Raw genomic sequence first — 13753 nt, forward strand, 5'->3', positions numbered from 1 at the left:
TATTAAGCTCAATACGAGTACTCGTATTGAGCTTAACATTAACTGGCTTTATTTTCTTCACTTGATTGTTTAATTTCTAGTCCAGCTTCCTCTAACATCCATTCAAGATGTACACCATAACCACTTGTAGGATCGTTTAAGAAGACATGTGTGACGGCACCAACGATTTTTCCATTTTGAATAATTGGACTACCACTCATTCCTTGAACAATTCCTCCTGTTTGTTCAAGCAACGCTTCATCTGTAACTTGAACAACCATACCTTTTGTTTCTGGATTCTTTGATGGGACACTACTGACAATTTCAACATCAAACTCTTCAACTTTTTTCCCTTCAACAACTGTTCTAATTTTCGCTTTACCTTCTTTAACTTCATTAGCTGGAGCAACTGGTATTGGCTCGATATCCTGCTTATTCGTAAAGTCATTCTGAGCCAGTTTACCATAAACACCATAATCAGAGTTTTTCTGAATTGAACCGATTGGCTCATCTGTTTTAGAAAATTTCGCTTTCTTTTCACCAGGAGAGCCACTTTCTCCTTTATTGATGGATGTGACATCAGAAAGGACGATCTGGCCATCAAAAATATCTAATGGCTTCTTCGTTTGTTGGTCTGCGATCACATGCCCTAAAGCACCATATCGCATTGTTAATGGATCGTAAAACGTCATTGTGCCAATACCAGCTGTCGCATCGCGAATATACAGGCCTAATTTATAGTTATCCTGATCTTTTTTAGGTTCGATTTCAACTGGGAAAATATGCTCCTTACGTTTAATTCTTAATTCAATTGTAGAATCAGAATTTTGGTACTTCGTCATAAACGTTTTAAACGTTTGCATATCATCGATTTTGTGACCATTTAGTTGTAGAATGATGTCTCCTATTTCCACACCAGATTCTTCGGCTGGGGATTCCTTCGAATCATTTGTGCTTATTTCGTTAAAACCTACAACAACGACACCAGACGTATGCAATTTAATACCTAATGATTGTCCACCAGGTACAACTTCTTCGACTGGCTGTAATGATTGAGCGAATGCTGGATGGATGATCGTAAGCGGAAGAACAAATGAAATAAGGAGGATTAAGTGTATTCTAATTTGTGAACGGCTCAATGATTCCTCACTCCTCATTTCAATTTAATTGAAGCTTTAATGTTAATTTGAGCCGATTAAATACTTTTTAAACGGGAAAAGTAAAGTCAATATAGTTTAACTTTTCCTAAACAAAACTGGATTATAAATGAATAAAAGCTAGACAAAGGCTGTCTAGCTTTTTAAAGAAGCGGCTTGTTTGATTAATTCTTCAGCATGTTGAGTCGTTGTTTCAGTTAATTCACCGCCTGAAATCATTCGACCAACTTCATCAATTGTTTCTTGTTGATCCAGTTTTTGTACAGAAGTATTCGTAAACCCTTTTTCGGTAATATCTTTTTCAATTAAATAATGATGATCGGCCATAGATGCTACTTGAGGCAGATGGGTGATACAAAGCACTTGTGATTGACTCGATACGCCATGTATTTTTTGGGCAATAGCCTGTGCGACTCGACCACTAACACCTGTATCAACTTCATCAAAAATAACACTTGTGATGCCTTGATGTTGAGAAAGGATACTTTTAATCGCTAACATAATACGGGAAATTTCCCCACCTGAAGCAACCTTATGTAGAGGTTTCAAAGGTTCTCCAGGATTAGTTGTGATTAAAAATTGCACAAGATCAAGACCTTGTTTCATTAATTTAATGTTTTGATCACGCCAAGCTACTGGTCCTGATTGAGTCGAAAATGAAACATCAAACTGAGCCTTCTCTAGATAAAGATCTTTTAACTCATATTGAATTGCCTTTGATAAGTCATTTGCTATCTCTTGGCGTAATTTATGTAAATGCTCAGCTTCTGTAAGTGCGTCTTTTTGAACTTCATGTATTTCTTTTTCCAAAGATTGTAAATGGGTATCTTTATTTTGTAATTGTTCTAATTCTTCTTCCATCTCAGCCATACGAGTCATAAGCTCATTAAGCTCAAGGCCATATTTACGTTTCAACCGATTGAGTTCAAAAAGCCGAGTTTCAATTTCATCTAGTCGACCTGGTTGAAATTCGAGATCATCCACACGATTACGCAGGTCATGTGATAATTCTTCTAATGAATAATAACTCGTTTTGAGTTGTTGTGATAATTGCTTAAACTCGTCATTAACATCTTCTAAGGACTCTAAAGCTGTCATGGCATGACCTAAATAATCTAAGGCATGACTTTCAGCAGCTAGAGACTCATAAGCCGTATTTAACCCTTCATAAATCCGTTCATAATTCATTAACTGACGTCGTTCTTCTTCGAGTTGCTCGTCCTCTTTCGGTTCAAGATTAGCTTCATTTAGCTCTTGCCACTGAAAAGTCAGCAAATCAATTCGTTGAACCACTTCTTGTTCATTATGAGATAACTCATCGTATTTTCGTCTTAATGATTGTAATTCATCATATAACTCTTTATAATGCTCTTTTGTCTGTTGTAATCGATTTGGAGCAAAGTTATCCAGCAAATTAATATGACTGTCAGGATTCATAAGGGATTGCGTTTCATGTTGACTATGAATGTCAATGAGTTGACGTCCGATTTCCTTTAAGACAGCAAGTGTGATTAGTTTTCCATTAACTTTGCATATGCTTTTTCCTTTTGCTGTTATTCGACGTTCAACAACAACACTGCCCTCATCATAATCGACAGGTACATCAAATTGCTCCAGTAAGTTCTGAACAGAGTCTGAACGACTATCAATAAAGAACAGCCCTTCGATTAATGCTTGTTCAGCTTGATGGCGCACATATTCAACTGAAGCACGTGCACCAGCTAATAATTGAATGGCATCAATAATAATTGATTTACCTGCACCTGTTTCACCTGTTAAGACCGTCAAACCATCATCAAAAGTTAATGAAACTTCATCTATAATGGCAAAATCTTTAATCGTAATTTGTGCTAACACAAAAGCCACCTCTTATTCTAGAGCATAGTCATAAACGCATCATACACAGCTTGACTTTGTTCAGGCGTTCTACAAATAATTAAACACGTATCATCCCCGCAAATACTTCCCATAATATCTTCCCAATCTAATTGATCAATTAAAACACCTACAGCTTGGGCATTTCCGGGAACTGTCTTTAAAATAATAAAATGATCCGCACGGTCAATCGAAACAAAGCTTTCAATTAAAGTACGTTGCAACTTCTCAGTAGGGTTAACTTTCGTATCACCAGGTAAACTATACTTATACCCGCCTGACTGTGTTGGAACTTTAACTAATTGAAGCTCTTTGATATCCCGGGAAATCGTTGCTTGTGTGACATCATACCCTAAATCATGAAATGTCTGAACTAATTCATCTTGTGTCTCTATATCCTGCTTGTAAATTAAATCACGGATTTTTAATAAACGTTGCGTTTTCTTCAATGACTTTGTCACCAACTTTTTTCTTATGATCGGTTGTTGAAATCGTGATGTGCTGCTTCAATCACTGTTTTTATTTGAGTATCTGGAACATTAGACGTTTGACTATTTTCATCCCATCTTGCATGCAATAAAAATTCAATATTTCCGTCCCCTCCAGTGACTGGAGAGTAATCTAAATTGACTAAGGAGAAACCTTCATCATAAATAAATTGTAACACATCTTCTAGAACCGCATAATGTGTTTCTGGATCTCGTACAATCCCTTTTTTTCCAACAGCATCACGACCTGCTTCAAATTGAGGCTTAATTAAAGCAACAATATCTGACTGAGATTTTACAATCGATTTAATAACAGGGAATATTAATTTTAATGAAATAAACGAAACATCAGTCACAGCCAGTGTAGGTAAGCCAAATTCAAAGTCATCCTTTGTAACATAACGAAAATTAATACGCTCCATCACAACCACTCGGTCATCTTGTCGTAATGACCACGCTAATTGATTATAACCAACATCAATTGCATAGCTTAATTTAGCTCCATATTGAAGGGCGCAGTCTGTAAACCCTCCGGTAGAAGAACCTATATCGACTATTCGATGATTATTTAAATTTAAGTCAAATTGTTTAATTGCCTTCTCAAGCTTTAAGCCGCCCCGACTCACATACGGGACAGCTTTACCTTTGACATAAATATTAATATTCGGATCAATTTTAACACCAGGCTTGTCTAAAAGTTCATGGTCAGTATAAACCAATCCAGCCATAATCGAACGTTTTGCTTTTTCTCTCGAATCGAAAAAGCCTTGCTCAACTAAAAATGTATCCAATCTTACTTTTTTCATCATGTTTAAGCTCTTTTCCTCTGGGTCGGCACAATTTCTTTTACTTCTTGTTCAATTTTTTCAACTGTCAAACCAACTTCTTCTAATAAATCATCAACACTTCCATGTTCAATGAATCGATCAGGAATTCCCATTCTAGAGATATATGGAAAAGGTAATTTTTCTACTTCAAAAAACTCTAACACAGCACTACCAAATCCACCTTGAAGTGCATGTTCTTCAATAGTTAAAATTGGTAGTTTTTCTTGTGCTAATTGATGCATGAGGTCATGATCTAATGGCTTAATAAACCGTGCATTTATCACCCGAACGGATATGCCTTCTTTTTCTAATGAATTAGCTGCTTCAAGTGCTCGAGGTATCATGGTACCAAATGTTAAAATCACTAAATCATCGCCATCTTTAAGGACTTCCCAAGAACCTAAAGGAATACTTTCATAGTCGCCTAATTTCGGTTCATCACTTGCATTCCCACGTGGATAACGTAACGCCATTGGACCATCGTCATTTTGAACAGCGGTATAAACCATGTTTTGACCTTCTTTTGCATCTTTTGGCATCATGATTTTCATGTTTGGAAGATCTCGTAAAAACGAAATGTCAAAAACACCTTGATGCGTTTCCCCATCAGCTCCAACTAAACCAGCTCGGTCAATACCAAATATTACATTTAAATTTTGGCGGCAAACATCATGAATGACTTGGTCATACCCACGTTGTAAGAACGTCGAGTAAATTGATAGTACTGGTTTCATTCCTTGTGTCGCTAAACCAGCCGATACTGTTGTCGCATGTTGTTCAGCAATGCCTACATCAAATAATCGATCAGGAAAGGCTTTACGGAAGTCTTCTAATTTTGATCCTACAGTCATCGCAGGTGTAATGGCTACGATTCGCTCATCTGTCTTGGCAAGATCCATTAAGCTGTCACTGATCACTTTACTCCATGCTTTGCCTGATGAACCTTTTTTCACTGATTCCCCTGATTCAATCTTATAAGGACCAACACCATGCCAAGTTCCAACGGTGTCATTTTCCGCAGGGTGATATCCTTTACCTTTAGTAGTTAAAACATGAATTATAATTGGGCCTTCGGTTTTTTTAGCATAATCGATCGACTTAAATAAATCATCATAACTATGACCATCAACTGGTCCGTAATAAGTAAAACCTAACTCTTCAAAAAACATACCTGGTACAACTAAATATTTCATACTGTCTTTGATTCGTTCAGCTGTATTAGCAATTCGTCCACCTACTGTAGGGATCTTTTTAAGAAGAAATTCAAGTTCATCCTTCACCCAATTATACCGTTGTCCACTTCTTAACCGTGCTAACATATTATGCATCGCACCCACATTAGGTGCAATTGACATTTCATTATCATTTAAAATGACAATCATGTTTTTCTGTTCATGACCGATATGATTAAGTGCCTCTAAAGCCATACCGCCAGTTAATGCACCATCCCCAATAACAGGTACAACGTGATGGTCTTCTTGTTTAATATCACGAGCAATAGCCATACCCATGGCTGCAGATAAGGAAGTGGAACTATGGCCAGTTTCCCAAATGTCATGTTCACTTTCATTACGTTTTGGAAAACCGCATAGTCCTTGGTATTGTCTTAAAGTTGAAAATTGATTAGTTCTTCCGGTTAACATTTTATGAACATAAGCTTGATGGCCTACGTCCCACAAAAACTTATCATTAGGGCTATCAAATTCTTGGTGCAATGCCAAAGTTAACTCCACAACACCTAAATTAGGGCCAAGGTGACCACCTGTTTCTGACAAATTATTAATTAAAAATGACCGAATATCTCCACTAAGCTTAATCAATTCATCTCTAGACAAATGTTTAATTTGAGAAGGATGTTCAATGCTTTGAAGATCCATTTTGGATCACACACCTTTATGTTGAAATAAATTTTCTATCGTTATGATTAAATTATTGCTTTTTATTTGATGGTAACAAACGTATTCTTAGTGTGTCTTCAATTATAGCTGTAACTTTACCTGCAAATAAAACTAAATCAGTTGATAATCTTACAGCTAATGATTTCCCTAACGCTTTACCACCTACAGTTAGCGCTGCGACTAAACTTGTAAAAATAATACCAATCACAAATTGATATGTACTTATGTCACCATCTGAAATAACTGTTGCTAACTGAATCACAACAAGTGTTGAAGCGGTACCACTTATGACACCAGCAATATCTCCAATGACATCATTACAAAAAGTTGCAAACTTATCAGCATTTCGAACAATTCGAATAGCATTTTTAGCACCATAAACTTTTTCCGAAGCCATGGAATGGAAAGGTTTTTCACTCGCTGCAGTGGCTGCTATTCCTAACATATCTGATAGTACACCAATCAAAACGATTGTTAAGACAATGATCATACCTATAAACCAATTCACGCCACCTAGAACACCTTGTGAAACGATTGAAAAAATGGCCGCTAACACAAATGTGATAACGGCAATACTTATACTAAACCTTATGGATTCTTTTATAATCTTGAGCATTTCTTGACCTCGTATTATTATGCATTCCAACCCTATTATGTAACGAAAGGGATGGTCATTTAAAAGGTAAAAATTGCGGCTTAGGTCCAGCAGGTTTTCCCAGGTCGTTACCGTGTGTTGCCACTACGGCGGTTCCCCATTAAAACGACCTCAGCTCCGTTTCCGGAAGCTAAACTGGATTACCACTTAGCCCGCACTATAATCCCTTTTAAATGTCTTGTGGAACAGTCTAGGAGTTTTCCTCGGCAGCCTTTAACCACTCCCTAGCCTCTTTTGCAGTGTCTATTTCATACAACGTTTCGAGCGTTTCATTCGCTGGCCACACGACTGAACACTATATGTTGTAATCCCCTACACACCACTCAAGGCAGGCTACGCTGCAGATAACGAATTCCTCGCTATCATACAGGTTCATACCCCATTTCATACCTTATACTCGTGTGTTATAAGGCACAAATATGGGCCTCCACGGAAGCAGGGTCAACGCCCACATGCCATTGTGGATCGCCCTACGACCTTAACTCCCAGCATCGACCCAAGGCTGGGCGCCTCAAGCCAACACCAGGAACTTCATCGATGTGCCCTTTGGCGGATTTTTAGGCCCGCCTTCAGAAGCGGAGGACCGACTAGAATACTGCACCACCCCTTGTGTAATTCCTATTTTACCATATTACGATTATACTCACAATTATGTGCACTCAGTTATTTCGCCGACCAAATAGATTAATAAATGCAATTAGATTCTCATTATTAACATTAGCCTCATTTAATGCATTTTCAGCTTTAGTCATACAATCTTCTCGCCATTCTATTGCCTGTTCTAAACCAAGCAAGCTTGGAAACGTGTTTTTATGTAAAGATATATCACTTCCTATTGGTTTCCCTAACTCATCTTCACTTCCTGTCACATCCAAAATATCATCCTGTATTTGAAAGGTCATTCCTAAGTAGAATGCGTATCGATCAAGTGATTCAATTTGCGGTGGTATAGCACCGCCCAAATAAGCCCCTATTTTAACTGCTGCACGAATTAGTGCCCCTGTTTTGTACCGGTGTACTAACTCCAATTGGTCAATTGAGATCGTCTCACCTTCTGATTTTAAATCAAGAAATTGACCTTGAATCATTCCTTCAAATCCACTAGCCTGACTTAATTGCTGTGTGACGTATACTTTTTCTTCAGCATCCAAATAAGAACTGTTTGCGATCAATTGAAAAGCGTAGGTTAAGAATCCATCGCCCACAAGAATGGCTGTCGCTTCATCAAATTTTTTATGGATGGTAGGTTGTCCGCGTCGTAAATCGTCATCATCCATAGCTGGTAGATCGTCATGAATTAATGAGTATGTATGGACAAGCTCAAGCGCAAGCATGACATCAGTCACTTTATAGGTTTCTTCTGAAAAAACACGAAAGGTTTCTTGCATTAATATAGGGCGAAGCCGTTTACCCCCTGCATTAATTGCATATTGGACAGCTTGTTGAAAATCTTGTGGCAGATTTAATTGTTCGAGACGGTTTACTAGCAACTGATCAAGGTCATATTTATACTTCTCTAGTTGAATAGTCACTCTGAATCGTCCTCCACCGTAAATGGTTCTGTTTCACCATTTTCTTTCATGATTTCTGCCATCTCATTTTCAACATTTTTTAATTTATCATGGCATACCTTCGATAACTCCATGCCATCTTTGTAATACTGAATTGCTTGTTCTAATGGAACATCGCCCTGTTCAAGTTGGTCAACTATCTTTTCTAAACGTTCCATCGCTTGTTCAAAATTAAGTTCCGTTTTCTCCTCCATCATTCCTCAGTCCTTTCTTCCTTGTTTTGCACTTCGCAATATAATGAACCATCACTCAACGTAATATCAATTTGCTCTCCTAAAGATACCTTCTCAATAGACTTAACAATATGTCCACTTTCATTGTAAGTTATTGAATAACCTCTTTTCATTGTGGTCATTGGATTAAGTAATTCCAATTTATCAACCATACGGTCAAGTTGGTGAACATTATTTCGATAATGAGAGTTTATGGTATGAATAAGTTGGGTTTTGAGCGTTATTAAAGATTGATAACGTTCATTAACAAGTTGTTGGGGGGAATTAGCTAACAGCCTTTCCTTCTTTCTACTTAACAATTGTTTATGATCATGAATAAGTTGTTTCATATTACGATTTAATTGGTTTAAAGCTCGATCCAAATCCTGCTCTTTTTGTTGAGTTAACTGGACTGGGTATTTAAAAGCGTACGACTGTTTTAATCGCTGCAGGCGATCTGTTTCATTTTTAATTCGTTGTCCCATTTGCTGTTGAATTCGCTGACGAATGACATGAAGTTGTTGAGAGAGTTCATCTTGAGACGGGACAGCTAGTTCTGCTGCAGCAGTTGGGGTGGGTGCACGTAAATCAGCAACAAAGTCTGCAATCGTGTAATCCGTTTCGTGGCCTACAGCTGAAATAATTGGAATGTCAGATTGGAAAATAGATCTTGCTACGATTTCTTTATTGAAGCCCCACAACTCTTCAATCGATCCACCACCACGTCCAACAATCAATGTATCAAAATCGCCTACTTCATTTGCATAATTAATCGCACTCGCTACAGATTGGCCTGCCTGCTCACCTTGTACAGACGCAGGTATAACAACACGCCTAGCTTGTGGATAACGACGATTAATCGTCGTCATAATATCTCGAACCGCAGCACCTGTCGGTGAGGTAATCACACCTATCTTTTCAGGAAACTGTGGAATAGATTGTTTTATACTTTCTTCAAACAACCCTTCTTGATCTAACTTTTTCTTTAATTGTTCATACGCTTGGTATAAGGCACCTAGCCCATCAGGTTCCATTCTTTGTACATACACTTGATACTGACCTGTTCGTTCATAAACCGTAACATCTCCCTGTATAAGTACCTTCATACCATCTTCTGGATTGAATGCTAATGTTTGATTGTGTGAGGCAAACATGACAGCCGAAATTCTTGTTTGTTGATCTTTTATTGTGAAATACATATGACCGCGTGAATGATGTTTGAAATTTGATATTTCACCTTGTAATAAAACCTGTTTCAGGTGACGATCTATATCAAATTTCTTTTTGATATATTTAGTTAAAGCGGTCACCGTTAAATATTTTGGTTGCTCCATTACGCTCAATCTCCTTTAAAAGAAAGACGCTTGGCTGCTTCAACAGTATTGTTTAATAACATGGTAATAGTCATAGGCCCAACACCCTTAGGAACTGGCGTTATATAGCTCACATGGTTTTGAACATCATCAATGTCAACGTCTCCTAACACTTCTCCTGTTGCTTGAAAAGAATTACCAACATCAACGACTACAGCTCCAGGCTTCACATCTTCTTTTTGAATCAGGTGAGCACGACCCGCTGCAACAATTAAAATATCGCCTTGCGTCGTATGGTGAGACAAATTTGTTGTTTTTGAATGACAATATGTAACAGTCGCGTCACGATTTAACATCATTTGTCCAATTGGTTTGCCGACAATATGGCTTCTTCCAACCACTACGACATGTTTTTGAGCAATGTCTATATTATAGTAATCCAATAATTTCATAATACCTAGTGGTGTACAAGGGTAAAAAGCATCCTCTTCTACGGCTAATCGACCAATATTGATCGGATGAAAACCGTCTACATCTTTTTCAGGAGAGATTGTTTCTAAGACAGCATTTTCACGAATATGATCTGGTAGAGGTAGTTGAATAAGAATGCCATGTGTGTCTTGGTCATTATTTAAAGACTCGATCAAATCAAGTAATTCACGCTCGGTCATCATTTCGTCTTTTTCAATTATTTCAGCCTTAATTCCAATTTTCTCAGCTGCTTTTTTCTTAATTCGAACATAGGTTTGTGAAGCTTTATGTTCACCAATTATAATAACAGCTATTTTAGGAATAACTTGTTGCTCACTTAATCTTGTTACTTCATCTTGTAATGCTAATCGAATTTGATCAGCGGCTGGCTTTCCATACATAATAGTTGTTTCCATAACAATCACCTTCTATTGGTCTGCAAGTTTCGATAAAACACCATTCACAAATTTACCTGATTGGTCATCATGGAATCGTTTAGCTAGTTCGACAGCTTCATTAACAGCTACTTTATAAGGTGTTTCTTCAACATATTTCATTTCGTAGATGGCTATTCGTAATAACGCTTTTTCAACTGCACCGATTCTTGAGAAGCTCCAATTCTCTAAATAACCATCAATAATATTATCAATCTCATCTTTATGATCGATTACACCTTTTATGATCTGCGAGGCAAAGGGGCTTACATCTTCATCCATGACTTTCATGAGATTTTCTTCTTTCACTTCTTCGTTAATGTCGATTTGAAATAAAACTTGAAAAGCTTTTTCTCGACTATGCTTTCGACTCATTCTATAGTTAACTCCTTCATAAATTCGGTTTTAATCAAGATTTATACATATGTCAGTTTACCATGAAATTCGTGAGAAATAAAAAATAAACCATCATTCTATATGGATTTGAATAACACATATGACATAACCAACCCCCAGTAAATAATTGACCATTTTACTGGGGGTTTAATTCAAGACTTATTTAGAATCTTGTTTTGATTCATCTGTTTTTTCTTCAATTTGAATTCCGACAACATGAACATTGATTTCTAAAATTTCTAATGCTGTCATATTTTTTAATGTTGTGCGTATATTTTCCTGTATTTTTTCAGTTACTTTAGGAATTGAAACGCCATAATCTAATACCGTAAATACATCTATTTCAATTCCTTCTTCGGTTAATTCAACCTTGACACCTTTACCATGCTGTTTCTTTTTACCCAGTCTTTCGGTTACATTAGACGCTATATTACCGCGCATATTAGCTACACCACTGATTTCATTAGCCGCAATACCTGCAATAACCTCTATAACTTCTGGTGCGATTTCGACACGACCTAATGATTGATCATCACTGACATTTAATAAATGATTCTCTTCCATTCATGTCACCTCAAATTTTAGTCTTCCATGACTTGATATGTTTCAAGGAACTTCGTATTAAAATCACCGTCTCTAAAAACCGGATGATTCATCATTCGTTTATGGAACGGAATAGTCGAGTGAATACCCTCAATAACAAATTCATCTAATGCGCGATTCATCTTATCCATAGCTTCTTCTCGTGTAGAACCATGAACTATTAGCTTAGCGATCATTGAGTCATAATAAGGCGGAATATTCCATCCTGTATAGGCTGCAGAATCGACTCTCACTCCAAATCCACCAGGTGGTAAATACATAGCCACTTTACCAGCAGAAGGCATAAAATCTTTAGCTGGATTCTCAGCATTCACACGGCACTCAATTGACCAACCATTAAATTGAATATCCTCTTGATTAAATGATATCGGTTCACCATTAGCTACTAGAATTTGCTGTTTGATTAAATCAATACCTGTAACCATTTCAGTCACTGGATGCTCAACCTGAATACGTGTGTTCATTTCCATAAAGTAGAAGCTTGAATCTTTTTGATCAAAGATAAATTCAATCGTACCAGCACCTACATAATCGACCGCTTGGGCTGCTTTAACTGCAGCATTGCCCATTTTTGCACGAATTGTTTCATCAATTGCTGGAGAAGGTGTTTCTTCAATTAATTTCTGTAAACGTCGCTGAACGCTACAATCACGTTCACCTAAATGAACGGTATTACCGTGTTTATCAGCCAATACTTGAATTTCTACATGTCGAAAATCTTCAATAAATTTCTCTAGATAAACGCCTGGATTACCAAATGCTGTCTCAGCTTCATTCTGTGTAACACGGATGCCTTGTACAAGATCTTCCTCATTTCGAGCAACGCGAATCCCTTTACCACCGCCACCAGCAGTAGCTTTAATAATGACAGGGTATCCGATTTCATTTGCCACTCGTTTACCTTCTTCTTCATTGGCAATAATCCCATCGGATCCAGGTACAATTGGTACACCAGCTTCTCGCATTGTCTCACGCGCGACATCTTTGGTTCCCATTCGAGAAATCGAGTCCGCACTAGGTCCAATAAATGTCACATTACATTCTTCACATAACTCTGCGAAATCAGCGTTTTCAGATAAGAAACCATAACCAGGATGAATGGCATCACAGTCCGTTAATTTAGCCACACTCATAATATTGGTTTTATTTAAATAAGAATCTTTACTCAATATAGGACCTACACAATAAGCTTCATCTGCTATTTGCACATGTAATGATTCACGGTCAGCTTCTGAGAAAATAGCAACCGTTTCAATGTTAAGTTCTTTACAAGCACGAATAATTCTTACCGCAATTTCACCACGATTTGCAATTAATACTTTGTTAATCACAGACAACCCCTCCTTTATTTCTGTTTCACTCTGAATAGTGGTTGTCCATACTCAACAAGTTCGCCATCGTCTACTAATATTTCTACAATTTCACCCTTTGTTTCAGCTTCAATTTCGTTAAAGAGCTTCATTGCTTCAACAATACATACAACTGAATTTTCTTCAACTTGATCGCCAACTTGAACATACACATCATCATCAGGTGATGGGGCTTCATAGAATGTCCCAACCATTGGAGATACAATCTCTGTGTCATAATCAACCACATTATTTGAAGCTGTTTCTTCTTTTGGTGCTGGAGCAGGTTCTGACTCTGCTTTCGGTTCAGCTGGTTGATTTTCGACTTTTGGCTCCGCTGGTTTTTCAGCTGTTACAGGTTGTGGAGTTGCAACTTGTACAACTTCCCCATTTTGTTTACTCATCGAAATTTTGCCATCATCTGTTTCATACGTAAAATCGGAAATAGATGATTCATCTAATAATTTAATCAATTCTCTTATCTCTTGAACTTTTAGCATGACAAGTAGCACTCCTTTAAATTTA

13 protein-coding genes and 1 pseudogene are annotated in these 13753 nt (G+C 37.4%); all 14 read right to left on the reverse strand.

Going from position 1 to position 13753, the window contains the following annotated elements; translation table 11 throughout:
- Positions 1–38: 38 nt before the first annotated feature.
- Positions 39–1013 (reverse strand): annotated as a pseudogene (spoIVB, locus tag J2S77_RS02625) (SpoIVB peptidase); the annotation flags it as partial.
- A 258-nt stretch (positions 1014–1271) separates the two neighbouring features.
- On the reverse strand, positions 1272–2993 hold the full coding sequence (gene recN / locus J2S77_RS02630; protein ID WP_306974392.1) for a DNA repair protein RecN: 1722 nt from the start codon (positions 2991–2993) through the stop codon (positions 1272–1274).
- Between the two features lie 17 nt (positions 2994–3010).
- Entirely contained in the window at positions 3011–3460 is a 450-nt protein-coding gene (gene ahrC / locus J2S77_RS02635) for a transcriptional regulator AhrC/ArgR (protein ID WP_167262497.1), read from the reverse strand.
- 23 nt (positions 3461–3483) lie between these two features.
- Entirely contained in the window at positions 3484–4305 is an 822-nt protein-coding gene (locus J2S77_RS02640; RefSeq protein ID WP_306974925.1) for a TlyA family RNA methyltransferase, read from the reverse strand.
- 5 nt (positions 4306–4310) lie between these two features.
- Entirely contained in the window at positions 4311–6203 is a 1893-nt protein-coding gene (gene dxs / locus J2S77_RS02645; protein ID WP_306974394.1) for a 1-deoxy-D-xylulose-5-phosphate synthase, read from the reverse strand.
- A gap of 52 nt (positions 6204–6255) precedes the next feature.
- On the reverse strand, positions 6256–6840 hold the full coding sequence (locus J2S77_RS02650; RefSeq protein WP_306974397.1) for a hypothetical protein: 585 nt from the start codon (positions 6838–6840) through the stop codon (positions 6256–6258).
- A 698-nt stretch (positions 6841–7538) separates the two neighbouring features.
- Positions 7539–8411: a polyprenyl synthetase family protein gene (locus J2S77_RS02655; protein ID WP_306974398.1), complete on the reverse strand. Its 873-nt coding sequence runs from the start codon at positions 8409–8411 to the stop codon at positions 7539–7541.
- A complete protein-coding gene (locus J2S77_RS02660; protein WP_306974400.1) occupies positions 8408–8644 on the reverse strand; it encodes an exodeoxyribonuclease VII small subunit in 237 nt (78 codons plus the stop codon). Before J2S77_RS02660 ends, J2S77_RS02655 begins: the two co-directional genes overlap by 4 nt.
- Complete coding sequence (xseA, locus tag J2S77_RS02665; RefSeq protein WP_306974403.1) at positions 8644–9996, reverse strand: exodeoxyribonuclease VII large subunit; 1353 nt, start codon at positions 9994–9996, stop codon at positions 8644–8646. The genes J2S77_RS02660 and xseA overlap by 1 nt, the downstream gene beginning before the upstream one ends.
- A gap of 5 nt (positions 9997–10001) precedes the next feature.
- Complete coding sequence (locus J2S77_RS02670; RefSeq protein ID WP_306974405.1) at positions 10002–10862, reverse strand: bifunctional 5,10-methylenetetrahydrofolate dehydrogenase/5,10-methenyltetrahydrofolate cyclohydrolase; 861 nt, start codon at positions 10860–10862, stop codon at positions 10002–10004.
- A 12-nt stretch (positions 10863–10874) separates the two neighbouring features.
- Complete coding sequence (gene nusB, locus J2S77_RS02675) at positions 10875–11255, reverse strand: transcription antitermination factor NusB (RefSeq protein WP_306974407.1); 381 nt, start codon at positions 11253–11255, stop codon at positions 10875–10877.
- 180 nt (positions 11256–11435) lie between these two features.
- The gene (locus J2S77_RS02680; protein ID WP_306974409.1) at positions 11436–11840 is read right to left on the reverse strand and encodes an Asp23/Gls24 family envelope stress response protein; all 405 of its coding nucleotides are present in this window, start codon (positions 11838–11840) and stop codon (positions 11436–11438) included.
- Positions 11841–11857: 17 nt separating this feature from the next.
- Positions 11858–13210 carry an acetyl-CoA carboxylase biotin carboxylase subunit gene (accC, locus tag J2S77_RS02685; RefSeq protein WP_306974411.1) on the reverse strand — a complete coding sequence of 451 codons (1353 nt, stop codon included), beginning with the start codon at positions 13208–13210 and terminating at the stop codon, positions 11858–11860.
- Positions 13211–13224: 14 nt separating this feature from the next.
- Positions 13225–13728: an acetyl-CoA carboxylase biotin carboxyl carrier protein gene (gene accB / locus J2S77_RS02690; protein ID WP_306974412.1), complete on the reverse strand. Its 504-nt coding sequence runs from the start codon at positions 13726–13728 to the stop codon at positions 13225–13227.
- Between the last annotated feature and the right edge of the window lie 25 nt (positions 13729–13753).

Origin of the sequence: Alkalibacillus salilacus (assembly GCF_030812915.1) — a bacterium.
Classification (GTDB): Bacteria; Bacillota; Bacilli; order Bacillales; family Alkalibacillaceae; genus Alkalibacillus; species Alkalibacillus salilacus.

Coding starts and splice junctions, on each gene's coding strand:
- J2S77_RS02670 (WP_306974405.1), bottom strand. CDS start 10,862: ATGGAAACAACTATTATGTATGGAAAGCCAGCCGCTGATCAAATTCGA.
- accB (WP_306974412.1), bottom strand. CDS start 13,728: ATGCTAAAAGTTCAAGAGATAAGAGAATTGATTAAATTATTAGATGAA.
- dxs (WP_306974394.1), bottom strand. CDS start 6,203: ATGGATCTTCAAAGCATTGAACATCCTTCTCAAATTAAACATTTGTCT.
- nusB (WP_306974407.1), bottom strand. CDS start 11,255: ATGAGTCGAAAGCATAGTCGAGAAAAAGCTTTTCAAGTTTTATTTCAA.
- J2S77_RS02680 (WP_306974409.1), bottom strand. CDS start 11,840: ATGGAAGAGAATCATTTATTAAATGTCAGTGATGATCAATCATTAGGT.
- J2S77_RS02640 (WP_306974925.1), bottom strand. CDS start 4,305: ATGAAAAAAGTAAGATTGGATACATTTTTAGTTGAGCAAGGCTTTTTC.
- J2S77_RS02660 (WP_306974400.1), bottom strand. CDS start 8,644: ATGGAGGAGAAAACGGAACTTAATTTTGAACAAGCGATGGAACGTTTA.
- xseA (WP_306974403.1), bottom strand. CDS start 9,996: ATGGAGCAACCAAAATATTTAACGGTGACCGCTTTAACTAAATATATC.
- J2S77_RS02650 (WP_306974397.1), bottom strand. CDS start 6,840: ATGCTCAAGATTATAAAAGAATCCATAAGGTTTAGTATAAGTATTGCC.